Annotated in this window: 26 protein-coding genes; 13 read left to right on the forward strand and 13 right to left on the reverse strand. The window is 66.9% G+C overall.

Annotated elements, in window-relative coordinates:
• Both AC3WJE_RS17840 and AC3WJE_RS17845 read right to left on the reverse strand, forming a co-directional pair.
• Window positions 1-1,848 carry a M56 family metallopeptidase gene (locus AC3WJE_RS17840; protein WP_493732167.1) on the reverse strand — a complete coding sequence of 616 codons (1,848 nt, stop codon included), beginning with the start codon at window positions 1,846-1,848 and terminating at the stop codon, window positions 1-3.
• Window position 1,849: 1 nt separating this feature from the next.
• Window positions 1,850-2,236, reverse strand: coding sequence for a BlaI/MecI/CopY family transcriptional regulator (locus tag AC3WJE_RS17845; protein WP_493732168.1), 387 nt, complete (start codon window positions 2,234-2,236; stop codon window positions 1,850-1,852).
• A 263-nt stretch (window positions 2,237-2,499) separates the two neighbouring features.
• On the opposite strand from AC3WJE_RS17845, the gene AC3WJE_RS17850 reads away from it, so the two are divergent.
• Complete coding sequence (locus tag AC3WJE_RS17850) at window positions 2,500-2,739, forward strand: hypothetical protein (protein ID WP_493732169.1); 240 nt, start codon at window positions 2,500-2,502, stop codon at window positions 2,737-2,739.
• A 465-nt stretch (window positions 2,740-3,204) separates the two neighbouring features.
• On the opposite strand, the gene AC3WJE_RS17855 is transcribed toward AC3WJE_RS17850, so the two are convergent.
• The 7 genes from AC3WJE_RS17855 to AC3WJE_RS17885 form a co-directional block, all read right to left on the reverse strand.
• Window positions 3,205-3,972 (reverse strand): SDR family NAD(P)-dependent oxidoreductase, encoded by a 768-nt coding sequence (locus AC3WJE_RS17855; RefSeq protein ID WP_493732170.1) that lies wholly within the window; start codon window positions 3,970-3,972, stop codon window positions 3,205-3,207.
• A gap of 71 nt (window positions 3,973-4,043) precedes the next feature.
• A complete protein-coding gene (locus AC3WJE_RS17860) occupies window positions 4,044-5,486 on the reverse strand; it encodes an aldehyde dehydrogenase family protein (protein ID WP_493732171.1) in 1,443 nt (480 codons plus the stop codon).
• 11 nt (window positions 5,487-5,497) lie between these two features.
• Window positions 5,498-6,934, reverse strand: coding sequence for an aldehyde dehydrogenase family protein (locus tag AC3WJE_RS17865; RefSeq protein WP_493732172.1), 1,437 nt, complete (start codon window positions 6,932-6,934; stop codon window positions 5,498-5,500).
• A 57-nt stretch (window positions 6,935-6,991) separates the two neighbouring features.
• Entirely contained in the window at window positions 6,992-7,960 is a 969-nt protein-coding gene (locus AC3WJE_RS17870) for an aldo/keto reductase (RefSeq protein ID WP_493732173.1), read from the reverse strand.
• A gap of 17 nt (window positions 7,961-7,977) precedes the next feature.
• On the reverse strand, window positions 7,978-8,802 hold the full coding sequence (locus tag AC3WJE_RS17875) for an alpha/beta fold hydrolase (protein ID WP_493732174.1): 825 nt from the start codon (window positions 8,800-8,802) through the stop codon (window positions 7,978-7,980).
• A 127-nt stretch (window positions 8,803-8,929) separates the two neighbouring features.
• Window positions 8,930-10,258, reverse strand: coding sequence for an MFS transporter (locus AC3WJE_RS17880; RefSeq protein WP_493732175.1), 1,329 nt, complete (start codon window positions 10,256-10,258; stop codon window positions 8,930-8,932).
• A 61-nt stretch (window positions 10,259-10,319) separates the two neighbouring features.
• A complete protein-coding gene (locus tag AC3WJE_RS17885; RefSeq protein ID WP_493732176.1) occupies window positions 10,320-11,600 on the reverse strand; it encodes a porin in 1,281 nt (426 codons plus the stop codon).
• Window positions 11,601-12,254: 654 nt separating this feature from the next.
• On the opposite strand from AC3WJE_RS17885, the gene AC3WJE_RS17890 reads away from it, so the two are divergent.
• The 11 genes from AC3WJE_RS17890 to AC3WJE_RS17940 all read left to right on the forward strand — a co-directional run bounded on the left by AC3WJE_RS17890 (window position 12,255) and on the right by AC3WJE_RS17940 (window position 20,997).
• Window positions 12,255-13,241: a LysR substrate-binding domain-containing protein gene (locus tag AC3WJE_RS17890; protein WP_493732177.1), complete on the forward strand. Its 987-nt coding sequence runs from the start codon at window positions 12,255-12,257 to the stop codon at window positions 13,239-13,241.
• Between the two features lie 91 nt (window positions 13,242-13,332).
• On the forward strand, window positions 13,333-13,899 hold the full coding sequence (locus AC3WJE_RS17895; RefSeq protein ID WP_493732178.1) for a carboxymuconolactone decarboxylase family protein: 567 nt from the start codon (window positions 13,333-13,335) through the stop codon (window positions 13,897-13,899).
• Window positions 13,899-14,696, forward strand: coding sequence for an amidohydrolase family protein (locus tag AC3WJE_RS17900; protein ID WP_493732179.1), 798 nt, complete (start codon window positions 13,899-13,901; stop codon window positions 14,694-14,696). Before AC3WJE_RS17895 ends, AC3WJE_RS17900 begins: the two co-directional genes overlap by 1 nt.
• 64 nt (window positions 14,697-14,760) lie before the next feature.
• Entirely contained in the window at window positions 14,761-15,588 is an 828-nt protein-coding gene (locus AC3WJE_RS17905) for an enoyl-CoA hydratase/isomerase family protein (RefSeq protein ID WP_493732180.1), read from the forward strand.
• 54 nt (window positions 15,589-15,642) lie between these two features.
• The gene (locus AC3WJE_RS17910; RefSeq protein WP_493732181.1) at window positions 15,643-16,869 is read left to right on the forward strand and encodes a CaiB/BaiF CoA transferase family protein; all 1,227 of its coding nucleotides are present in this window, start codon (window positions 15,643-15,645) and stop codon (window positions 16,867-16,869) included.
• Window positions 16,869-17,474 (forward strand): glutathione S-transferase family protein, encoded by a 606-nt coding sequence (locus AC3WJE_RS17915; RefSeq protein ID WP_493732182.1) that lies wholly within the window; start codon window positions 16,869-16,871, stop codon window positions 17,472-17,474. The genes AC3WJE_RS17910 and AC3WJE_RS17915 overlap by 1 nt, the downstream gene beginning before the upstream one ends.
• Complete coding sequence (locus AC3WJE_RS17920) at window positions 17,467-18,990, forward strand: 3-hydroxyacyl-CoA dehydrogenase (protein WP_493732183.1); 1,524 nt, start codon at window positions 17,467-17,469, stop codon at window positions 18,988-18,990. Before AC3WJE_RS17915 ends, AC3WJE_RS17920 begins: the two co-directional genes overlap by 8 nt.
• Window positions 18,983-19,753 (forward strand): enoyl-CoA hydratase-related protein, encoded by a 771-nt coding sequence (locus AC3WJE_RS17925; RefSeq protein WP_493732184.1) that lies wholly within the window; start codon window positions 18,983-18,985, stop codon window positions 19,751-19,753. The genes AC3WJE_RS17920 and AC3WJE_RS17925 overlap by 8 nt, the downstream gene beginning before the upstream one ends.
• A gap of 57 nt (window positions 19,754-19,810) precedes the next feature.
• The gene (locus tag AC3WJE_RS17930; RefSeq protein WP_493732185.1) at window positions 19,811-20,284 is read left to right on the forward strand and encodes a hypothetical protein; all 474 of its coding nucleotides are present in this window, start codon (window positions 19,811-19,813) and stop codon (window positions 20,282-20,284) included.
• 8 nt (window positions 20,285-20,292) lie between these two features.
• Window positions 20,293-20,577: a DUF4031 domain-containing protein gene (locus AC3WJE_RS17935; protein WP_493732186.1), complete on the forward strand. Its 285-nt coding sequence runs from the start codon at window positions 20,293-20,295 to the stop codon at window positions 20,575-20,577.
• A gap of 96 nt (window positions 20,578-20,673) precedes the next feature.
• Window positions 20,674-20,997 (forward strand): hypothetical protein, encoded by a 324-nt coding sequence (locus AC3WJE_RS17940; protein WP_493732187.1) that lies wholly within the window; start codon window positions 20,674-20,676, stop codon window positions 20,995-20,997.
• Window positions 20,998-21,355: 358 nt separating this feature from the next.
• Here AC3WJE_RS17940 and AC3WJE_RS17945 read toward each other — a convergent pair whose 3' ends face one another.
• Window positions 21,356-21,898, reverse strand: coding sequence for a DUF6630 family protein (locus tag AC3WJE_RS17945; protein ID WP_493732188.1), 543 nt, complete (start codon window positions 21,896-21,898; stop codon window positions 21,356-21,358).
• A 130-nt stretch (window positions 21,899-22,028) separates the two neighbouring features.
• Between AC3WJE_RS17945 and AC3WJE_RS17950 the strand changes: the two genes are divergently transcribed.
• Window positions 22,029-22,271, forward strand: a complete 243-nt coding sequence (locus AC3WJE_RS17950) for a DUF3297 family protein (protein WP_493732189.1) — start codon at window positions 22,029-22,031, stop codon at window positions 22,269-22,271.
• Between the two features lie 54 nt (window positions 22,272-22,325).
• On the opposite strand, the gene AC3WJE_RS17955 is transcribed toward AC3WJE_RS17950, so the two are convergent.
• The 3 genes from AC3WJE_RS17955 to AC3WJE_RS17965 all read right to left on the reverse strand — a co-directional run.
• Window positions 22,326-23,087, reverse strand: a complete 762-nt coding sequence (locus AC3WJE_RS17955) for an ABC transporter permease (RefSeq protein WP_493732190.1) — start codon at window positions 23,085-23,087, stop codon at window positions 22,326-22,328.
• Window positions 23,084-24,028, reverse strand: a complete 945-nt coding sequence (locus tag AC3WJE_RS17960) for an ABC transporter ATP-binding protein (protein ID WP_493732191.1) — start codon at window positions 24,026-24,028, stop codon at window positions 23,084-23,086. The genes AC3WJE_RS17955 and AC3WJE_RS17960 overlap by 4 nt, the downstream gene beginning before the upstream one ends.
• Before the next feature lie 40 nt (window positions 24,029-24,068).
• Window positions 24,069-24,364: hypothetical protein (locus AC3WJE_RS17965; protein ID WP_493732192.1), on the reverse strand; the 296-nt coding region annotated here is incomplete at its 5' end.

Raw genomic sequence — 24,364 nt, forward strand, 5'->3', positions numbered from 1 at the left:
TTACAGGCGCTGCGCGACACCGCTGCGGATCGCCTCGCTGGCGAGCCGGTCGGTTTCGCTGCGCAGTGTTGCCACCGCGTCCTTCTCGCGCGCGGACAGCGCCTCTTGGCGTTTGCCCAGCACGCGCTGCTGTTCGCCCAGCGCCTGTTGCCGCGCGCCCGAGCTCTTCTGGCGCTCGGCCAGTGCCTCGATCTGGCGCGACAGTGCGGCCATTTCCGTCTCTCGTTGCTGTCCGCCACTGACGGCCAGTTGCGCCTGACGCGCCGCGAGCGCGCCGATCTGCGCGCCCAGTTGCCCCTGCTCCGCGCCGATCTCACCCTGACGCCCGCCCAGCTCACCCTGCTGCGAACCCAGCTCGCCCTGTTGCCGGCCCAACTCGGTCACCGGCGCATAGACCTGCTTGACCCGCGCGATCAGCGCCGGATCGCGCACGACGTAGCGCGACTCGCCCTGGCGGAACCACCACACGGTCTCGCCGTTCTTCTGCTGCAGACGCGCCGCGGCCACATCGGATGACCTACCCACCGCATGCAGCTGGTTGCCTTCGATCAACACCGTCGCGGTTTTCGGGTCGGCACTGAGAGTGATCACCGACGACGCACTTTCGGAAAGCTTCGGCGGCTTGGGAGGTTCGGGCGGCGGCGGCGGTGGAGCAGGCGGCGCAGGCAGGGGAGGCAACACGGCCGCCGCGGGAATCGGCGCCGGTGCCGGCACGGGTGACACCTCCGGTACCGCCCGCACGGCCGGTGCAGCCGCCGCCGAAGGCTGCGCCTTCGCGACCGGTTTGGCGGCAGCGGCCTGATTGGCGCGCTGGGCTGGATCGGTCTCCGACTGCGCGACGACGCGATAGGGCATCACGCCCACCACGCCGACCACAGCCACCAACAACGGCCCGGCGATGCGCCAGGCGGGAACATGCGACTGCAACATGACGAGCCTCCTCTTGAGAGCGATGAAATCGGGAGATGCGGCACCCACCACCGCGACCGCGCGCGGCGCCACGCCGAACTGCAACAACAACCGGCCGTAGTCCTGCGGCTCCAGGCGTGGATCGGCCAGCACCACGGCATCGCATGCACCCTCACGCGCCAACGCGTATTCACGCGCAGCCAGGTGTGCGATGGGATGGAAGAAGAACAGGTGCTGCGCCAACGTCGGCAGCCAGCCCCACAACAGATCGCGACGTTGCAGATGCACCAGCTCGTGGCGCAGCGCCATTTCGATCGCGTCCTCCGACAGCGTCGGCAGCATCCGGGTCGGCAGCAGCAAGTGCGGCCGCAGCACGCCGACCAACTGCGGCGAATCGATCGTTGCACTCAGCGCCAACACCGGTGGCGTCACCTGTAGACGGCGAGCAAGCGCATGACAACGTTCGCGCAGTGACTCGGGCAGCTCGCGCGATGCCTCGGCCACGCGCTGCCGCACGACGCGCCAGTCACGCAGGCTGCGCCAACTCATCAGCACCACGCCACTGATCCACAACGTCAGCAGTGCCAGCAGCACGAGCGCGACGGGATCGAACGATGACGGCTGCGCCGCCACCGCGATCGCGTTGCCTGGCAGCACCATCACCGCATCGGCAGGCAATGCGTTCGCGACCGGCGCGGTCACAACCTGCGCGACCGTTGCCGGGGCCGGCAACCAGCGCAGCAACACCGGCGTCGGCCATGCCAGTCCGAACAACAGCTGCAGGCTCAGCAGCCACCACAACCAGCACCGCTGCGCGGCACCGAGCCGAGGCAGCACACGACACAGCAACCAGACCAGCGCCGCCAACGGCAGCGATTGCAGCGTCGCCAATGCCAGACGCCACAGTGCGGCTTCGGACCATACCGTCAATGCATCCATCTCAGCTCTCCTTGCGCCGGGATTGCAACGTGCTCACCAACGTCTCCAGCTCGGCCAGTTCCTCCTCGCTGACATCGCGACGCTCGGACATCCAGGCCACGAACGGCGATACCGAGCCCTGCAACGTGTTCTCGACGAAGCGCCCCACCGCAGAACGCACCACCTCATCCGGACGCGCCGCCGAGGCATAGCGGTACACACCCCCGACCTGCCGACGACGCAGATAACCCTTGCCGCGCAGTCGTTCCAACATCGTCAACACCGTCGAACGCGCCAACCCACGCGGCTCCCCGAACGCAGCCGCAACCTCACTGGCCGAGGCATCACCGGCCTCGGACACGTACTGCAACAGCGCCAGTTCCTGGTCGCCGATGGACTTGCTGAGCATGAGAGACTCCGGCATGACTACATTTGTAGACAACCTAGTCCAGTCTACAGCTGTAGTCAAGGGCCGGAAGGCACGAGGGAAGCGGCCTGCAGCGAGGGGATCTTTCGGAGTGAGATTAGGGGGCTTAGGGTGGATTGGAACGGGGGTGGAGACTGCCGGCAGCTCGACTCGACTCGACTCGACTCGACTCGACTCGACTCGACTCGACTCGGCTCGGCTCGGCTCGGCTCGGCTCGGCTTGACTCGACGCGACGCGACGCGACATGGCGGTGGCGGTGGCGGTGGCGGTGGCGGTGGCGGTGGCCGTTGCCGTTGCCGTTGCCGTTGCCCGTGATTTTGCCTTTGCAGTTGCTATTCGCTTTTCCGGGGCCCCCATCCGCAGCGACGGAGCCAGCGGGAAAAACCCGAAGGGCGACGTGCATGGATGCACGTCGTTTTCTGCCGCGGCATGGATGCCGCGTCAGAAAATCCCGTTGGCGCAGTGCACCCGTAGCGCAGCGTAGGGCGCGAGGACTGGGGCGTGCTTTCTTTGGGTTACGTTTCTTTGCACGAGCAAAGAAAGGTAACTCGCTCCGAAGGAGCGAAAGCCGTTGCCTTTGCCGTCGCTGTTGCCGTCACTGCAACGTCAAACCCAACAAGCAACGTCCATGGATCTTCGATCCCCGGCCATCGGGCATAGCCCGATGGCGCTCAGCACCACGCGAGCCAGTGGCTCGCAAGCCGTGGCGCTTCGCCCCCGCGTTCGCGGGGATGACCGGTAGGGAGATGGCGCCAAAGTCGCTGGATCCCCGCCTTCGCGGGGATGACGCTAATGAGATGGCGTGGAAGTCGCTGGGTCCCCGCCTTCGCGGGGATGACGCTAATGAGATGGCGTGGAAGTCGCTGGGTCCCCGCCTTCGCGGGGACGACGCTAATGAGATAGCGAGAAAGTCACCGGTAACAGGATCGCGCAGGTGCACAGGGGAAAACTAAATCCCCCTCCCCCCATCCACATTGAACACCGCCCCCGTAACCCGACTGGACAACGAAGAAGCCAAATACAACGCCGCCTCCGCAATATCATCCGGCTGGATCAACGACCCCATCGGAATATTGCTCGCGAAATTCTTCTTGACCTGCTCCAACGGCACCTGCGCCGTATCCACGAAACCCGCCAGCATCGGCGTCTCCGCCGCGCCCGGATTGATCACGTTGACACGGATACCCGCACCGGCCAATTCCAATGCCAACGACTGACTCAACGCGATCGTCGCCGCCTTGGACGCGCAGTAAGCGTTCTGACCGGGCTTGGGCCGCACGCCCACGATCGAACCGATGTTGACGATCGTGCCACCCCCGTTGCGCTTCATATGCGGCACCGCGTGCTTGCAAGTCAGGAACACCGACTTGGCGTTGACCGCGAGGATGCGCTCCCAGTGCGCCTCCTCCAGTTCCTCGATCACGGTGTAGCGCTGCGGCACGCCGGCGCAATTGACCAACACGTCGATGCCGCCGAACGCAGCTACCGCGTCGGCGATCAACGCACGCACGCTGGCCTCGCTGGATACGTCGGCCTGCACCGCGCGACAGCGATCGCCGCCCAGCTCGGCAGCAGCATGCGTGGCAGTGCCGGCATCCAGATCAGCCAGGATCACCTGGGCGCCCTGGGCGTGGAACAACGCGGCAATCGCGCGGCCAATGCCGGAGCCGGCACCGGTGACGATGGCTCGTTTGCCGTGAAGGAGTTGGGTTCGCATGGTGCCGTGCTCCTGCGAGGACTGCAGCGTGGAAGATTCGGCGGTGCCGGCAACGATGGGCTCTAGCATGTTCATTTGTGCAGGTTGATCGCGTGATATTCGACGTAGTCGGCCAGCCCCAGCTCCGAGTTCTCGGTGCCGATGCCGCTCTGCTTGACGCCGCCGAACGGCATGTAGCGGCGGCCCAGGCGCGACTGCGCGTTGCGGTTGATGAAGGTCATGCCGGTTTCCAGCCGACGCGCCAACGCCACGGCGCGCGCGGTGTTGCTGGTCCACAGGCTGGAACCCAGTCCATATTCGGTGTCGTTAGCCATCGCCACGGCGTGGTCCTCATCGCGATAGGCGATCACCGGCACCACCGGGCCGAACTGCTCGCAGGCGACAATTTCCTGATCGGGCGCCGCACGCTTCACCAGCACCGGCTTGAGGTAATAACCCTGATCCCAGCTGGCCGGATCCACCGCCTCGCCCAGCTCCACCACTTCGGCCGAACCCTGCCGCGCACGCGCCACCAGTTCCTTGACATGGGCGTACTGCTGGGCGTTGTTGACCGGGCCGAAGGTGGTACGCGGATCCAGCGGATGACCGATCTTGAACTTGGCCACCTCTTCGGCGAAACGCTCGAAGAACGCCTCGAAGATCGATTCCGGCACGTAGATGCGCTTGACCGCGAAGCAGAACTGGCCGGAACGGTGGAAGGTGCCGGCCACCAGCGCCGGCATCTGCGCGTTCAGATCCATGTCATCGAGCACGATCGCCGGATCATTGCCGCCCAGCTCGAACTGCACGTTCTTCAGCGTGCCGGCGGCAGCCTTCATGATCGCGGTCGCGGCCTTGCCACCGCCGGTGAAGGAAATGCGCCGCACCAGCGGATGCGCGACCAGTGCCTGCCCGGTCTCGTTGCCACCGTGCACGACGTTGAGCACGCCCGGCGGGAACAGCGCGGCGGCGCGCCTGAGCAGCGTGCCGATACCGAGCGGCGCGGTCGGCGGGGTCTTGATCACCAGCGTGTTGCCACACACCAGCGCAGGCGCCAGCTTGCGGATCATCAGCACGATCGGCGCGTTCCACGGCACGAAGCCGGCGATCACGCCCGCCGGTTTCTTCTCGACGCTGACCCAGCTGGTCGCATCCTCGGCGCGGCTCGGTTGCAGGAAGGCGCGCGCGGCGTCGACGTTGTCGCGGGTGGCGAAGGCCGAGCCGGCGATCTCCATGCGGATCTCGGCCGGCAGCATGCCGGTCTCCGACACCACGATCGGGGTCAGCTCATCGACCATCGTTTCGAGCAGATCGGCAACCTGCCGCACGCAGGCGATGCGCTGCTCCAGCGGCGTCGCCGCCCAGCCGGGGAAGGCGCGATGCGCGGCCTGCACGGCGCGATCCACCAGTGCGGCGTCGGCCTGCGCCACGCGCCCGACCACATCGGCGAAACGGCCGGGGTCGCGCACTTCGGCGTAATCGGCGCCGGCCACGTCCTGGTTGTCGATCAACAGTTCTACGGTAGCAATGCTCATGGAAGTTCCGATCACTTGTGGACGTTGATGGCGTGGTATTCCACGTACTCGGACAGACCCACTTCCGAACTCTCGCGACCGATGCCGCTCTGCTTGACGCCGCCGAACGGGCTGTTGCGCTGGCCGATGCGCGAGGTGCCGGCGTTGTTGATGAAGGTCATGCCGGCTTCGATGCGCCGCGCCACCGCTACCGCCGCCTCTTCATCGCGCGACCACACGCTGGAGGCCAGCCCCAGTTCGCTGTCGTTGGCCCAGGCGATCGCCTGTTCGACGTCGTCGAAGGCGACGATCGGCACGATCGGGCCGAACTGTTCCTCGCGCACCAGTTCCAGTTGCGGATCGGCACGGCCCACCACCGCCGGTTGCAGGTACCAGCCCTGCTCCCAGCTGTCCGGATCGAGCCGGCTGCCGAGCACCGTCACCTCGGCGCCGGCGGCGCGGGTGCGCTCGGTCAGGCCCTGGATGTAGCGGAACTGCGCTTCGTTGTTGAGCGGGCCGAACGTCGCGCCCGGCGTCAGCGGATGACCCACCTTGAACTTGTCCACCTCGGCGCAGAAACGCTCGAAGAACTCGTCGTGGATGGCCGTATCGACGTAGATGCGCTTGACCGCGAAACAGAACTGCCCGGCGCGACGGAACACGCCGCCGACGATGCGCGGGATCGCCTGATCCAGATCGGCATCGGCCAGCACGATCGCCGGATCGTTGCCGCCCAGCTCGAACTGCACGCCCTTGATGGTGTCGGCGGCAGCTTTCATGATCTGCCGCGCCACCGCACCGCCACCGGTGAAGGAAATCTTGCGCACCCGCGGATGCGTGGTCAGCGCCGCGCCGACGTCGGCACCGCCGTGGACCACGTTGATCACGCCCGGCGGGAACAGCGCGGCGATCTTCTTCAGCAGCGCCGACAGGCCCAGCGCGGCGGTCGGCGCGGGCTTGAGCACCAGCGTATTGCCGCACACCAGCGCCGGCGCCAGCTTGCGCATGGTCAGGATGATCGGCGCGTTCCACGGGATGATCCCGGCGATCACGCCCACCGGCACCTTGTCGACGATGACGATGCTGGCTTCGTCCTCGGCTTCCAGCGGCTTGAGGAAATCGCTCGCCAGCTCGACGTTGTCGCGCACGATCGCCGCCGACATGCCGGCTTCGGCTGCGTTGGTCGACACCAGCATGCCGGACTCGCGCGCCATCAGTTCGGCCAGCTTCGGGCCCTCGGCGGCGATCAAATCGGAGGCCTGCAACAGCAGCGCCTGACGTTGTTCCAGCGGGACGTGCTGCCACGTTGCGAAAGCACGATGCGCAGCCTGCACGGCTTGATCGACGTGGGCGGCGGTGCCTTGCGCGAGCAGGCCGACGATCTCGGAGACGCGCCCTGGGTCGCGCACTTCCAGGTATTGGTCGGTGACCACGTCCTGGTTGTCGATGAGCAGATGAGTTTTTTCCATGGGGGATTCCTGATGGTGCCGCCGCCGTGCCGGCCGGCTGTGGGGAAAGAAGGCGAATCAGTCGACGGTGCGCTCGGTGCCGGCTTCGGGCGCGAGCGACAGCGCGCTCACCTGTGTGCGCAGCGCGGCGTCCATCGGGATGTCGAGCGCGGCCAGGTAGCCGTCGAGTTGTTCGACGGTTTCGGCGCCGACGATCGGCGCGGTCACCGCCGGATGCGACATCGCCCAGGCCACCGCCAGTGCCGGCGGCGCGTAACCGTGTTCGCGGCAGAAGTCGGTGAAGGCGTCGGCGATTTCGTAATTGGTGCGCTCGCTGTAGCGCTGCTGGTAGCGAGCCTCGTTGAGCCGGCCCTGCTCAGGGGCCCGATCCACGCCATACAGGCCGGTGAGCAATCCACTCGCCAGCGGGCTGTAGACGATCGTGCCCAGTTGTTCGGATTCGGCCAGCGGGAACAATTCGGTTTCGGCCTGGCGCTTGACCAGGTTGTACATCGGCTGGATCAGCTCGAAGCGCGCCCATGCCTGACGCTCGCTGATGCCCAGCGCCTTGGCGATACGCCACGCCGACCAGTTGCTCACCGCCGGATACAAAATCTTGCCCTGCCGTTGCAGATCGTCGAAGGCGCGCAGTGATTCCTCGATCGGGGTCAGCGGGTCGTAGTGGTGCATGAAGTAGAAATCGATGCGGTCGGTGCGCAGCCGGCGCAGGCTGTGTTCGACCTCGCGCATGATGTGGTGGCGCGACAGGCCACGGCCGTTGATGTCCGCGCTCATCGGCCGGCACACCTTGCTGACCAGCACGACCTCGTCGCGGCAACCGGCCTCGGCGATGCACTCGCCCAGGATCGATTCGGCAAGGCTGCCGGCGTAGGAATTGGCGCAGTCGAAGAAGTTGATCCCGGCCTCGCGGCAGCGCGCGAACATGGCGCGCGATGCGGGTGCGTCGGAGTACGAACCGAACGACATGGTGCCGAAGCAGAGCTGTGAAACCTGGATGCCGGTACGGCCGATGCTGCGGTAATTCATGTGGAGTCCCATGGAAGTCAAACCGGTTCGTTCGGGGCGATGCCCGATGGCAGTGTGTCGGCCCAGTCGGCCACCGCCGCGACCACCGCATGCGGCTGCTCGGGCAGCAGCGCATGGCTGGCGCGCTCGATCAGCGCCACGCTGACCCGTGGTCCGAGTTCTTCGCGCAATTCGTGACGGCGCTCGGGTGGCAGGAACGGATCATCGGCGGCTTGCAGATCCAGCAGCGGTGCGCGGCCCGCGCTCCACCACAACGCCTGCGGCGTGGCCAGATGTGCGGCGAACTGGCTGTCGCGTACCTCGCGATGCCAGCCATGCAACCACGCGGTGGCGTCGTTGCCGGGCGCGAAGAAGGTGGCTTGCAGATCGATCAGACGTTGTTCGCGCGGTTGCGACGGATCGACGATGCGGCGGATCGCCTCGGTCAGGTGCGGCGGATACTGCTTGGCGGCAGCGGCGGCGATCACCACGCCACGTACCAGCGTCGGATGGCGCACCGCGGTCATGCGCGCCACCCAGTTGCTGAAGGCGTGGCCGACGATCACCGCCGGTGCGGCATCCAGCGCGACGATCGTTGCGGCCACGTCATCAGCCAGATCCGCCAACGTGATGCCATGCATCGGACCGTGACTGCCGCCCAGGCCGCGCGGCTGCGGTCGCAGCACCCGGTAACCACGCACGGCCAACCCGGCGGCGACCTCGTCGTAGTCCTCCGAATCGCGACCGAGTGACGGCAGCAGGAGCATGCCCGGCCCCTGCCCCTCGACGATCACGTCCAGCGACACCCGGTCGTGGTCCACCTGTACCCGGTGGCGATTGGACTGCACTTGTTGCACGTTCACTTCCATTCGTTACGCCGCTCGCGCCGGGCGGACACTGCCGCCCGCGCGATCCCGCCCGGCACCTTACTCCCGCTCACGCTGCCTGCCTGCATGACCAAAGCCACACGCAGCGCGGCGCCCACCGCATTCATTCACTCAGATCGTTGTGCTGGCTCTCGCGGCTGAACCACACGCAGGCCGCGCACAGCAGGCTGCAGACCAGCAGCAGCAACGACACCAGCGTGGTGCTGCCATCGGCGTAATCCTTCAGCGCGGTGGCGATCATCGGAGTGAAGCCGGCACCGATCAGCGCCGCGCCCTGGTAGCCCAGCGAGGCCCCGGTGTAGCGGGTGCGCAGCTTGAACTTCTCGGTCAGGAACGCCACCAGCGGTGCGTACATCGCCGCCTGCGCCACGGTGCCGACGCCGATCGCCAGACACAGCGCCCACAGCTGCCCGGTGTTCATCAGCTCCAGCATCGGGAACGCCCACGCTGCCGACAGCAACGCGCCGAACAACACCACCGGACGCCGGCCCAGCTTGTCGGCCAGCACCGCCATCACCACCACCATCACGATCAGCAACGCCGAGCCGGCGGTCTGCACCTGCAGCACCTGGCTGCGCTCGAAGCCGACGCTGATCGCATGCGCCAGACCGAACAGCAGCATCACCGCCTGGATCACGAACGCACCCAGACCAATGCCCATCGCGCTCAGCAGCGGGCCCGGCTGACGCATCAGTTCGACGAACGGCAGCTTGACCGCCTGTTCCTTCTTCTCGGCCTGACGACGCTGGGCCTCGAGGAACAGCGGGCTCTCCGACACGCTGGAGCGGATGAAGTAGCCGATCACCAGCAGCAATACGCTCAGCAGGAACGGCACGCGCCAGCCCCAGGCTTCGAACTGGTCCGGCGGCAGCTTGGACATGATCGCCAGGATGCCGGCCGACAACAGCACACCGGTCGGCGCGCCGATCTGCGCGAAGCTGCCCCAGAACGCACGGTTCTTCGTTGAAGCGTGCTCGACCACCATCAATGCCGCGCCGCCCCATTCGCCACCGATCGCGATGCCCTGTATCAGGCGGCAGGTGACCAGCAGGATCGGCGCGAGGATGCCGACGCTGTGATAGGTCGGCAGCAACCCGATCAAGGTGCTGGAACCGCCCATCAATACCAGCGTGAGCATCAACATCTTCTTGCGCCCGACCTTGTCGCCGAAGTGGCCGAAGATCGCCGCGCCCAACGGCCGCGCCACGTAGCCCACCGCCAGCGTGGCGAACGCGGCCAGCGTGCCGGCCATCGCGCTGGTCTGCGGGAAGAACAGCTTGCCGAACACCAACGCGGCGGCGGTGCCGTAGAGCAGGAAGTCGTAGAACTCGATCGTGGTGCCGATCCAGCTGGAAATGGCGACCTTGCGGATGTCGCTGGGCCGGGGCGTCGCCTGCGCGAGCGCGGCGGCCGGTGCTGCTTGCTGATTCATCGAAGTCTCCGGAACGCGATGGATTGTGCGCCCGGCGCGGAGTGCGCGCCGGTGCAGAAAGTCAGAACGAGTAGCGCAGGCCGAGCTGCGCGGCTTGCGGATCGGCGCCGGGATAGGCCACCGGCTCACCGGCCACGGCCGAGCCGTTGAGGGTGAAGCTGGCCAGGTTGCGGTTGTTGATCTTCGACAACCCGGCGTAGATCACCGTGTTCTTGCCGAGGAACTTCTGGTACAGCAGGCCGATCTCGTTGGCGTTGTTGTCGTTGCCGGTGTGGTCGCTCAGCGCGCCGTAGCCCAGCGAGATCCAGTCGGTCGGCGTCATCCGGTACAGCCCGGACACCGACCAGGTATCGGCATCGCGACTGCCGTTGCTGACATCGGCAGTGTGGTAACCACCGAACAGACGGAAACGGCCGAAGTCGTAGCTGCCGCCGACCAGCGTGTAACGCGTGGTGATGGTGCCGGTGGCGTCCTTGATTTCCTCATGCGTGAGGCCGAAACCGACCGGACCCTTCTCGTACTCGGCCGACACGTGCCAGTTGGCGTTCTTGTCGCTGCCGTCGGAGGCCTCGCCGAGGCCGTACTGCGCCTGCAAGGTGATCGCATCGGCGAGCTTGGGCGAGATATAGGCCACCACGTTGCTGTAGCGCGGCACGAACGGCGCCAGATTGAGCAGCGCCGAGGCCTGGGTGGTCGCGTCCATCGCGTCGTACTTGCCCAGCATGATGAACTGCATGGTGTTCATGCGGCCGAAGCGCACGGTGCCGTAGCGGGTCTTCAGGCCGACGTAGGACTGCCGGTTGAAGATGCGGCCCGGATCGGGCATCGAGCCGGAATCCACGTTGAAACCGGCCTCCAGGTTGTATTCGAGCGTGACATCGTCGTTGAGCACCTTGCCGCCACGGAAGCCGATCCGGCTGCCGCGCGCGCCGCTGGAATCCAGCCGCGTCACTGTGCCGTTGCCGTAGTCGCCCGAACTCAGGAACACGTCGAGGATGCCGTACACCTCCACCGCCGGCGGATCGGCCGGTGCCGCAGGTGTCGCCGCGACTGCGGCGGGTACCGATGCAGGCGTGGCAGACGTCGATGCAGCAGCGACAGCAGTCACCGGCGCGGCGGCCGCATTGGCGCGTTCGTTGCGCAGCGCCTGCAACTCCTGACGCATCTGTTCGCGCTCGGCCTGCATCGCGTCCATTTCCTGCTCCATCGCCTGCATCCGCGCCTGGATCCGCGCGATCTGCGCCTCCTGCGTCTGGCCGCCGGCGCTGTCCTGCGCACTGGCGGTACCGCTGGCGATCGCGCCGACGGCGGCCAGCAGCAGCATTGCGGTGTTGTTGCCCATTTTTCCTCCCGGATGCGGCCGTGGCCGCGGTGTCATCTGGTTGTTGGCGATCACCGCTGACGCCGGCGCGCAATCGCCCGGCGCGGCGGCGTCAGGCGCGGCCGGGTGGCGATGGCGGGCAATGGGTCGTGCGGTACTGCGACGTGATTGCTTTCGGTGCGGACGTCCGCGCTGCGGGCCTACCCGGATTGCGGCTGGCAACTCGACAGAGGCGGAGCGCCGCACGTGCCGTTGCGCCGTGGCGCATCCGGAACAGCGGCAGATTGGAACCAGACGTGCATTGAGGACCCTCCTCCTCGTGGTGCGGCGCATTCCCGTCGATGTGGCGGGCGGTGCGATCGAGGCTGGACTCTAGGCGCCCGTTCCCCACCCTCCCAGCCGGGGCGCAGGCAATGCTGGTATTGCGCTGGAGATATGTCGCTGCATCACAGGCCATTCACGCCGCAAGCAGCGCCCGCGACCGGTGGGCAGACTCACCGACAAACCGCACCGTGCCCGCGAATGTTGCGACGCAGCAGCACCGCTCGCGGCCTGTGCCGCCGCCGTCGACGTCCGGCTGCTACCCTTTGCCGGTCACGAGGGAGGCATCGACGGCACGCGCCAAGCGCGACTGCCGTCAACACATCCCTCCCACTGTTATGCGGTTCCGGATATATGCAGCAGCCCGCCAAGGCGACCGACTTCGACATCAGCCTGATTTCCGACCTGGGGCGCTGGCGCGCCTTCGTCGCGATCGGCGAACTGGGCAGCGTGACCCGCGCGGCGCTGTTCCTGGACAGCAACCAGTCGCTGCTGTCGCGCCAGCTCAACGCACTGGAACGCGACTGCGGCGCACGCCTGTTCAATCGCACCGGCCGTGGCGTGCAGTTGTCCGAACTGGGCCAGCGCATCTTTCCGCGGATCAAGGCGCTGCTGGGCGAAGCAGAGCTGCTGGAGCAGGACATCCGTGGCGAAGGCCGCGAACCGTCCGGGCGCGTCACCGTCGGCATGCTGCCGTCGATCTCGCAGACCCTGACCTTGCCGCTGTACGCGGAAATCCGCCGACGCTGGCCGGCAGTGAGCCTGAAGATCCTCGAAGGCTCCAGCGGCCAGGTCGAGGAATGGCTGGCCGACGCACGCGTGGACATCGCCATCCTGTATCGCTACGGCGCCTCGGTGCCGGAACTCGAACAGGCGCTGGCCACGGTCGACAGTTATCTGATCGGCGGACGTGGCGATGCACTCACCGCCTCCGGTCCGGTACGTTTCAGCGTGCTCGACCAACTGCCGCTGGTGCTGCCGAGCGCGCCCAACGGCCTGCGCACCACGCTCGACGGCATCGCCCGTCAGCAGCACATCACGCTGGCGCCGGCGATCGAGGCCGACTCGCTGCCGTTGCAGAAATCACTGCCCAATCGCGAAACGATCTACACCGTGCTGCCGCTGCACGCGGTCTGGGACGAAGTCGCCGCCGGCACGCTGCAGGCCGCGCGCATTCTCGATCCGCCGATGCGCCGCACCATCGTGATGGCGACCGCGCGCGCCAAGAGTCCTTCGCGCGCGGTCAAATCGGTGACCGCGCAGATCGACGCGCTGTTCCACGACATGGCCCGGACCGGCATGTGGGACCGCGATCCCGACGACGCCCCACGCAGCGCATAACAGGCATGCCGCCGCCGGCATGGTCGCCGACGCGACCGCTGGCTATAACGGCGTCCCCGGCGCATGCACGCCACCGTTCCCAGGAGCCTCCATGCCCCGCATCAGCCTGCCCGCCCCCGAAACCATGACGCCGGAGCAGCGCCGGGTCCACGACAAGGTCGTGTCCGGCCGCCGCGGCAAGATCCAGGGCCCGTTGCGCGCCGCCCTGCACAACCCCGAGCTGGCCGACCGCTGGCAGGCGCTGGGCGAACTGCTGCGCTACGACACCTCGCTGAGCCGGCGTCAGTCCGAACTGGCGATCCTGGTCACCGGGCGCGCCTGTCAGTCGCCGTTCGAGTGGTACGCGCATCGACTCGAAGGCGAGAAGGCCGGCCTCTCGGCCGAGGTGCTTGAAGCACTGCTGGCGCAACGCGAGCCGGAGGGTCTGGACGAAGACGAAGCGGCGGTGGTCGCCTTCGCGCGCGAACTCAATCGCCACAACTCGGTCAGCGACATCACCTATGCACGTGCACTGGCCCAGCTCGGCGAGCGTGGTGTGGTCGAACTGACCGCGCTGGTCGGCTACTACACGATGGTGGCGATGACCCTCAACGCTCACGAGATTCCGCTGCCGGACGGTGTCGAGCCGGCGTTCGCGCTGCCGCAGCGGAGCCTGTGATGCGCGGCTGGGACTGCCACGCGCATCTGTTCGGGCCGTACGAGCGCTATCCGCTGGTCGAGCGCAGCGTGCACACGCCGCCGGAAGCACCACTGCCCGACTACCTCGCCCTGCTGCAACGGCTCGACCTCGACCACGGCGTGCTGGTCCAACCCAGCGCCTACGGTCGCGATGCCTCGGCAGTGCTCGACGCGCTGCAAGCCCATCCCGGCCTGCGCGGCGTGCTGGTCGCCCGCGCCGAGGAATCCCCCGACCTGAGCGGCCTGCATGCACGCGGTGTGCGTGCGCTGCGTTTCAGCCAGCGCGCGGCCGGCAACTTCCCGGGCGCCGCCACCCTCGACGATCTGCTCGCGTTGACCCCGGCGCTGGCCGAGGCCGGCCTGCATGCGGAACTGTGGACCGACGCGCCGACCCTGGCCCAGATAGCCCCAACCCTGGCGCGCCTGCCGGTGCCGGTGGTGATCGACCACATGGGCGGCTTCGACCCCGCCGCCGGCCTCGACCAACCCGGCTTCGCCGCGCTGCGCCGGTTGCTGGAAGGCGGCCACACCTGGGTCAAGCTATGCGCCTACCGCAACACCTGGAACCATGCATCGCTCGCCGATGCCGCTCCGTTCCAGCACGCACTGGCGGCAGCCAACCCCGATCGCCTGCTGTGGGGCAGCGACTGGCCGCACCTGCGCGTGGAGCCGGCGCCGGACCCGCTCGACCTGCTGCAAGCGATGCGCGACGCCTGCACCGATCCCGCGTTGGCCAGCCGCATCCTGATCGACAACCCGACGGCGCTGTACGCCTGAGTCATCGCCTCGCTATGCGCCTGCGGTCATAGCAGCTCTGCCGCCGGTCGCGTCGATCATCGCCATGCCGCTGCCTAGACTGGCCCGCACAACGACGACGAAGGGCCATGACGGAATGGACGACCTGAGCCAATTGCGGGTCCGCATCGAGGCGCATGTAGCGGTGCTGACGCTGGACGCACCGCCGGTCAACGCCCTGACCCGCATCCTCAACGACGAGCTGACCCTGGCGCTGGATCGCATCAGCGAACTGGACGAAGTACGCGCGGTGGTGCTCACCGGCGCCGGCAAGGTGTTCTGCGCGGGCGCCGATCTGAAGGGCCGTGCCGACAGCATCCGCGGCCCGGGTGACCTGCCGGCGCACTCGCGCCGCACCCGTGAGTGCTTCCACGCCATCCGCGAATGCGCCAAGCCGGTGATCGCCGCGATCAACGGCCCGGCACTGGGCTCGGGCCTGGCGATGGTGGCCTCGGCCGACATCCTGATCGCCAGCGAGCGTGCCAGCCTGGGCCTGCCGGAAGTCGATGTCGGCCTGCTCGGCGGCTGCCGTCACGCGATGCGCCTGTTCGGCCATTCGCGGCTGCGGCGCATGGCGCTGACCGGCCTGCGCGTGGACGCCACCGAGCTGTATCGCCTGGGCATCGTCGAAGCGTGCGTCAGTGACGACGCGCTGCTGCCGGCTGCCCTGGAGATCGCCACCCAGATCGCCGCCAAGAGCCCGCTGTCCACGCGCATGGGCAAACACACCCTCAACGTCATCGAGGACATGAGCCTGCGCGATGGCTATCGCTACGAGCAGGACATGACCGCGAACATCGCCCGCAGCGACGACGCGCGCGAGGCACAGGCCGCTTTCCGCGAAAAGCGCGCCCCGGTCTTCACCGGTCGCTGACCCCACCGCCTGCGCCCGCGCAGCTGCGGGCCACAACTGAACCGAACTGATTCGATGAGTGCAGATCCGCGTCCCCTCTCCGGCATCAAAGTGCTGGATCTCAGTCGCATCCTCGCCGCGCCGTGGGCCGGCCAGATCCTGGCCGACCTCGGTGCCGACGTCACCAAGATCGAACGCCCCGGCGTCGGCGACGACACCCGCTCATGGGGCCCGCCGTTCCTCAACGACGCGCAAGGCAACCCGACCCGCGAGGCCGGCTATTACCTGGCGGTCAATGCCGGCAAGCGTTCGATCACCGTCGGCATCGACACACCGGAAGGCCAGCAGATCGTGCGCCAGCTCGCCGCCGAGGCCGACATCGTGCTGGAGAACTACAAGGTCGGCACGCTCGCGCGCTATGGCCTGGATGCCACCTCGCTGCGCGCGCTCAATCCGCGCCTGATCTACTGCTCGGTCACCGGCTTCGGCCAGGACGGCCCGCGCGCGCAACAACCGGCCTACGACTTCCTGATCCAGGCGATGGGCGGGCTGATGAGCGTGACCGGCGAGCGCGACGACCGCCCCGGCGGCGGCCCGCAGAAAGTCGGCGTGCCGATCGTCGATCTGATGACCGGCATGTACGCCGCCGTGGCAGTACTGGCCGCGCTGCATCGTCGCGACACCAGCGGCCACGGCGAGACCATCGACATCGCCATGCTCGACGTGCAGGTCGCCTCGCTGGCCAATCAGGCGATGAACCATCTGGTCTCCGGCGGCGTGCCACGACGCAACGGCAACGCCCATCCCAACATCCAGCCGCAGGACGTGTTCGGCTGCGCCGACGGCGACATCATCCTGGTGGTCGGCAACGATCGTCAGTTCGCCAAGCTGGCCGAGGTACTGGGTCATCCGGAATGGGCGCAGGCGCGCTTTGCCAGCAACGCCGAACGGGTCGAACGCATCGGCGAACTGCGCGCGTTGTTGCAGGAAGCCTTCGCCGGCTGGCCGCGCGCCGCGCTTGTGGCTGCGCTGGATGCCGTCGGCGTGCCCTGCGGTGCGATCAACAACGTGCCCGAGACGCTGGCCGACCCGCAGGTGATCGCGCGCGGCATGCTGCAGCGCGCGCCGCATCCATCCGGCGTGGAGGTGGACCTGATCGCCAGCCCGATGCGTTTTGCCGACGCCCCGCTGCACCCGCGCACCGCCCCGCCGCTGCTCGGCCAGCACAGCACACAGATTCTCGACGAGCTCGGCTACAGTGCCGCGCAGATCGAATCGCTGCGTGCCCAGGGGGTGATCTGATGAAACTGCACTGGTCGCCGAAATCGCCGTTCGTGCGCAAGGTCATGGTCTGCGTGCACGAACTCGGCCTGCAGGACCGCATCACCCTGCAGCGCTCGGTCGCCGCCATGACCGTACCGAATCCCGCGATCATGGCCGACAACCCGCTGTCGAAGATCCCGACCCTGGTGCTGGACGACGGCAGCGCGCTGTTCGACTCCAGCGTGATCTGCGAATACCTCGACGCACTGGCCGGAAGCCGCCTGTTCCCGCACGCGCCGGACCGGCGCTGGCCGGCGCTGCGCTGGCACGCATTCGGCGACGGCCTGCTCGAACTGCTGGTGCTGTGGCGCAACGAGCGCGAACGCGAGCAGCCGCTGCAAGCGCTGCTCGATGCCTTCAGGATCAAGCTTTCCGCCAGCCTGCAACGACTCGAACAGGAAACCCCGCAGTTGGAAGCGGCACCATTCTGCATCGGCCACATCGGCATCGGCTGTGCGCTGAGCTACCTCGACTACCGCTTCGCCGCACAGGAATGGCGCGTGCAGGCCCCGGCATTGGCGCACTGGTACGCCACGCTCGCACAGCGCCCATCCTTCGTCGCCACGGAGCCGGTCGATGGTTGATTCCGCCGCTCTGTCGAACCAACGCGCGGTATTGGTGATCGGCGCCGGCACCATGGGCGCCGGCATCGCCGAGGTCGCCGCCAGCGCCGGCCATCACGTGATCCTGTGCGACGCCCGCCCGGAGGCGGTCACGCGCGCACTCGACGGCATCCGCGCCGGCCTGCACAAGCGCGTGCAGCGCGGCAAGCTCGAGGCCGACGTCGCCGAGGCCACCGCCGCGCGCATCGTCGCCGACGACGAGCATTTGTCGCTCGACACCGTCGGCCTGGTGATCGAGGCCATCGTCGAGGACCTCGACATCAAGGTGCAGGCGCTGACGGCACTGCTGCCACGCCTGCCCGACGACGCCATCCTCGCCACCAACACCTCCTCGCTGTCGGTGACCGCACTGGCCGCGCGCCTGCCGACCCCGGCGCGCGTGGTCGGCATGCATTTCTTCAATCCCGCCACCGTGCTGCCGCTGGTCGAAGTAGTGCGCGGCCAGGCCAGCGATCCATGCGTGGTGGACTGCATCGTCGCCACCGCCCACGCCTGGAAGAAATCGCCGGTGGTGTGCGGTTCGACGCCCGGCTTCATCGTCAACCGCGTCGCCCGCCCGTTCTACGGCGAAGCGCTGCGCCTGCTGCTGGAGCGTCACGCCGATCCGTCCACGCTGGACGCGGTGATGCGCGAGAGCGGCGGATTCCGCATGGGCCCGTGCGAACTGATGGACCTGATCGGCCACGACGTCAATTTCGCGGTGACCGGTTCGGTCTGGCGCGGCTTCTTCCACGATCCGCGCTACCAGCCCTCGCTGGTGCAGCAGGCGCTGGTCGATGCCGGCTGGCTCGGTCGCAAGAGTGGGCGCGGCTTCTACGCCTACGGTGACGACGCAGCCATCATCGCGCCCGCGCAGTTGCATGGCCCGCGTCCGCACGAAGTGGTGATCGAAGGCGCACTCGGCCCGGCGCAGGCGCTCGCCGAACTGATCCAGCACGCCGGCATCCGCGTACGCCACATCGACGGCGACGGCGTGCTGCGCGTGGACGGCCATGCGCTGGCACTGACCGATGGCCGCAGTGCCGGCGAACGCGCGCAGGCACTCGGCGAACCGGTGGTGCTGTTCGATCTGGCACGCGACTGGCAACACTGCGAGCGCATCGCGCTGGCGGCGACGCCGCAGACCGACGACAGCCATCTCGCCGCCGCGGCCGGGTTGTTCGAAGCCCTCGGCAAACAGGTTTCGCCCCTCGGCGACGCCGCCGGCCTGGTGGTCGCGCGCACCGTCGCCATGCTGGTCAACGAGGCCGCCGACGCCGTGCAGCAGGGCGTGGCCTCGGCCGAAGACGTCGATACCGCGATGATCCGTGGCGTGAACTACCCGCAGGGCCCGCTCGCCTGGGGCCGGCAACTGTGCTTCGACTATGTTGCCCGTGTGCTCGGCCATCTGGCCGCGACCTACGGCGAGGACCGCTATCGCCTCTCGCCGTGGCTGCGACGTCAGGCGCAACTCGCTGTGGAGGCTGCGCATGGCTGAGTTTGTGGATATCCAGCGCGAAGGCGCGGTCGCGGTGATCGGCATCGATCGCCCGCAGCGACGCAACGCGCTCAACCTCCAACTCAAGCGCGAACTGGTCGATGCCTTGCAGCAGGCGCTCGATGACGACGCGATCTCCGTGATCGTGCTGACCGGGCACGGCGGCTATTTCGTCGCCGGCACCGACATCGCCGAGATGGCCGACATGCGTCCGCTCGACCACCTGCGCCAAGGTTCGGAAGAGCTGTTCCGCAGCGTGCGGCAAGCGTCCAAGCCGGTGATCGCCGCGGTCGAAGGCTACGCACTCGGTGGCGGCTGCGAGCTGGCCCTGGCCTGCGACCTGATCGTCGCCGCCGAGGACGCACGCTTCGGCCAGCCGGAAATCAAGGTCGGGATCATGCCCGGCGCCGGTGGCACCCAACGCATGCTGCGCGCAGCCGGCCGCTACAAGGCACTGCTGTGGGCGCTGACCGGCGAGATGATCCCGGCCCGCGAGGCCTATGCGGCCAATCTGGTCTCGACATTGGCACCGCCCGGCGAGGCACTGGCGCAGGCGGTGGCACTGGCCGAACGCATCGCCACCATGCCGCCGCTGGCGGTGCAGGCGATCCGCGACGCGATGCGCCTGGGCGCCGACGTCCCGCTGGAAACCGCGCTTTCGCTGGAACGACGCCTGTTCGAGCGTCTGTTCGACAGTGACGACCAGAAAGAAGGCATGCACGCATTCATCGAGAAGCGCCCGGCGCGATTCCAGGGCCGCTGACGGCGGTCTCTGCCCACCCGGGTAGAATGGCGCTTTGCACTTTCCCCAGGAAATCCCGTGTCCCGCAACTCCAAGGCCAAGCGCGACCAGCGCAAGAAGAAGCAGCCCAAGCGTCCGTTCGCCCGCCTCGGCCGCGAACAACCCGTCGCCAACCACGCCGTCCTGCAGGACGCCGACGGCCACGTAGTCGCCGCGATCGGCCAGCAATCGGCCGGCGAATGGGTGCTCGGCATCGGCGGCCAGACCATGGGCAGCGCCGACAACCCGGTCCCGATGCTGGCCATGCTCAAGCACCTGGCCAACGTGCAGGAGAAGGAAGGCAAGACCGTCACCCTGCACTACTCCGAGCAACTGCAGCAGATGATCGACGACCTCGCCGCCGACGAAGGCAAGACCCCCGAGGAATACCTGGCGCAGCTGGTCTCCGAGTTCGAAGGCGGAGAAGAGGACGAAGCCGAAGACGACGTCACGGCTGAAGCCGCCGACACCGTCATCGAAGCCCAGCCCGAAGACGCCAAACCGGCAAGCTGATCTCCGCGATGACCGTCTACATCGACGACGCAGTGCATCCCTGGCGCGGCCAGCGCTGGGCGCACCTGTTGGCCGATACCCTGGACGAACTACACGCCATGGCAGCGCGGCTGGGCATCCCCCGCCGCGCCTTCCAGAACAAACTCAGCGGCGCCCATTACGACGTAACCGCCGAAATGCGCGAACAAGCGATTCGACTGGGCACCGTACCGGTCTCGCGACATACGGACCGCACCCTGCTGAGAGCCCTGATCGCCAATGCTCGCGCGCAGGCGCGTGGTGAGCATCCGTAACACCCTACAGCCTCGCTTCCAACAGACGCGCATGTAGGAACGTCCATCGATGACCGGCCACTTCACTGCCGAGAAGCGTTTCCCACCGGCGCGGGGATGACGCCGGAAAGAGCCCCCGATCCGGCTCATTGCCCGATTGACGACAAGCACCATCCAAGGCGGCAGAACCCCATCAAATCGACACCAACCCGCCATGCTTTGGCTTTGGCTTTGGCTTTGGCTTTGGGCTTTGCCGTTGCCGTTGCCGTTGCCGTTGCTCGTGATTTTGCCTTTGCAGTTGCCTTGGACTTTGACCTTCCCGGGGCCCCCATCCGCAGCGACGGAGCCAGCGGGAAAAACCCGAAGGGCGACGTGCATGGATGCACGTCGTTTTCTGCCGCGGCATGGATGCCGCGTCAGAAAATCCCGCTGGCGGAGTGAACCCGTAGCGCAGCGAAGGGCGCGAGGACTGGGGCGTGTTTCTTTGGGTTACGTTTCTTTGCACGAGCAAAGAAAGGTAACTCGCTCCGTAGGAGCGAAAGCCTTGGCCTTTGCCTTTGCTGTCACTGCAACTTCAAACCTAGAAGCAACGTCCATGGATCCCCGCCTACGCGGGGATGACGGTAGAGAGATGACGTGGAAGTCACTGCCCCCCGTTCGCGGGAATGAAGATAGATAGATGGCGACGATGGTGAGATGGCGCGGAAGTCACTGGGTCCCCGCCTTCGCGGGGACGAGGGCAGATAGATGACAGGCGACGACGGTGCCGCAATCAAGCACACCATCCGAAACCAGCCCCCTAAAACGCATCATTCCCCAACCGCACCTCCACCCCCAACAACGAAGTCAAAGCCAACATCGCCTCATCATCCCGACTGAGCGCAATCCACCCCCCATAGGTCTCCTCACCGGTACTCCAGTTCCACAACGAGTACCCATGCTCACGCAGCCGATCGTAGGCCGTGCCCATCAACTGAGGCACATCCAGCTCCCTGGCGAAATCCTCATCGTCCAGATCACCACCCCAATCGATCCGCAGATTCCAGCGCGTCGCCAGCTCATCCAGCGCCGACACGAACGACTCCACATCGCGCCGGTCCACATAGAACCCGGACTGCCAGTCGATCGCATCCTTCAGCGCCCACAGCCAGGCCTCGTCGCTGCTGTCGCCACCCTCGCCGCCCATCGCCTCGCGCCAGGCGTCGAACTGGCGCAGCGCGCTCTCCTCGTCGCCGGGATTGATCAGCACCAGCAGGTTCCAGACCCGCGCCGGATGATCGTCCTCGTCGAAATCGGACGGCTGATCCTCGAATTCTTCGTAATCGGTACTGTTGTCGGGCATGGCGGCATCACACAGGGAAACTGCGGCGATTCTCCTCGCCGCGGGCGCATCGTGGAAGCCGGCATCGTCCGGGCGGTTTAAACTTGCGCCCCCGAAACGGCCATCCCGGCCTGCCGTGCAGACTCCCTGAATGAGCGATACCCCTCCCGACCACCTCGCGGTGAACCCGCAGAGCCCCTTCCACGACGCCGAAGTGCTGGCCCGCGGCGTCGGCGTCCGCTTCAACGGCAACGAGCGTGACGACGTCAAGGAATACTCGGTCAGCGAAGGCTGGGTGCGCGTGCAGGCCGGCAAGGCCCGCGACCGCCGTGGCAACCCGATGACGCTCAAGCTCAAGGGCACCGTCGAGGCGTACTTCCTGGTCGCCAAGTAAGCGCGGCGACCTGCCGCCGCACCGGTGCGCGGCACAACGCGCACCGGGCGAGGCTCATGGCTTGAGCCGGTAGCCGCTGCGGAAGATCGCGCGGATCACGCCCAGGCACACCAGCAGGAACACCAGCGTCATCCCGGTACTGACCGCGATGTGCACATCGGCCTTGCCGTAGAAGCTCCAGCGGAAACCGCTGACCAGGTACACCACCGGGTTGCACAGGCTGATCTTCTGCCACAGCGGCGGCAGCATGCTGATCGAGTAGAAGCTGCCGCCGAGGAAGGTCAGCGGCGTGATCACCATCAATGGGATCACCTGCAGCTTCTCGAAGCCGTTGGCCCAGATGCCGATGATGAAACCGAACAGGCTGAAGGTGACCGCCGTCAGCAGCAGAAAACCCGCCATCCATAGCGGATGGGCGATCTGGTAATCGACGAACAGGCGCGCGGTGAGCAGGATCAACAGCCCCAGGATCACCGACTTGGTCGCCGCCGCACCGACATAGCCGACCAGGATTTCCCACCACGCCACCGGCGCGGACAGCACCTCGTAGATCGTGCCGGCCCAACGCGGCATGTAGATGCCGAAGGACGCGTTGGAGATGCTCTCGCCGAGCAGCGACAGCATCACCAGTCCGGGAATGATGAAGGCACCGTAGCCGATGCCGTCCACATCGCCCATCCGCGAGCCGATCGCCGAGCCGAACACCACGAAGTACAGCGAGGTCGACAGCACCGGCGAGGCGATCGACTGCGTCAGCGTGCGGAACGCACGCGCCATCTCGAAACGGTAGATCGCCGCGATCGCATGCAGGTTCATGCGCGCACCTCCGCCTGCTCGGCGCCATGCACCAGGCTGACGAAGATCTCCTCCAGCGAGCTTTCGCTGGAATGCAGATCCTTGAAATCGATCCCCAGCGCATTGAGCCGCCGCAGCAATGGCCCGATGCCGGTGTCCTCGGCCTGCACATCGAAGGTGTAGACCAGCGTGGCGCCGTCTGCGGCCAGTTCCAGTGGCAACCCCTGAAATTCCTCGGGCAGATGCGCCAACGGCGCCTGCAACGTCAGCGTCAGTTGCTTCTTGCCGAGCTTGCGCATCAGCGTGCGCGTGTCCTCGACCAGCACCAGCTCGCCGCGATTGATGACACCGACCCGATCGGCCATCTCCTCGGCCTCCTCGATGTAGTGCGTGGTCAGGATCACCGTGGTGCCCTGCTCGCGCAGCCGCCGGACCATCTGCCACATGCCGTGGCGCAGCTCAACGTCCACCCCGGCGGTGGGCTCGTCGAGGAACAGGATCTTCGGCTCATGCGCCAATGCCTTGGCAATCAGCACGCGCCGCTTCATGCCGCCGGACAGCGTGGAGATCTTGCTGTCGCGCTTGTCCCACAGCGACAACTCGCGCAGCACCTGCTCCAGATAAACCGGATTGGCCGGCTTGCCGAACAACCCGCGACTGAAGCGCACCGTGGCCCACACCGTCTCGAACGCATCGGTGGACAGCTCCTGCGGCACCAACCCGATCGCCGCCCGCGCCGCCCGGTAGTCGCGCACGATGTCGTGACCATCAGCCAGTACTCGCCCCGCACTGGGATTGACCAGCCCACAGACGATGCTGATCAACGTGGTCTTGCCGGCCCCATTGGGCCCCAGCAGCGCGAAGATCTCGCCACGCTGGATATCCAGATCAACCTGCCTGAGCGCCTGGAACCCACCGGCGTAGGTCTTGCTCAATCCTTGGATGGAAACGATCGCAGTCACGGACAATCTTCGCAAAGCGACGGAGCATCGCCCGCATAGGCTAGGCCCAATGGGCATCACGACCAAGTGTGGATAACGCTTGCCCCAGCGGAAACACTATCCCATTCGCCACCATGGACGGCGGGTTGGGCGGGCTGGTATTCCCCCGCGTGATCCCGCAGTGAAGGCTATGGACGCAGAAGCCGCAAAACCTGGAGCTCTGGCTCTGGCTCTGGCTCTGGTTTTGGTTTTGGTTTTGGCCGTTGCCGTTGCCGTTGCCGTTGCTCGTGATTTTGCTGTTGCTCTTCGCCTTTGATTTACCGGGGCCCCCATCCGCAGCGACGGAGCCAGCGGGAA

The organism is Pseudomonas sp. GW821-FHT07E12 (assembly GCF_058986605.1).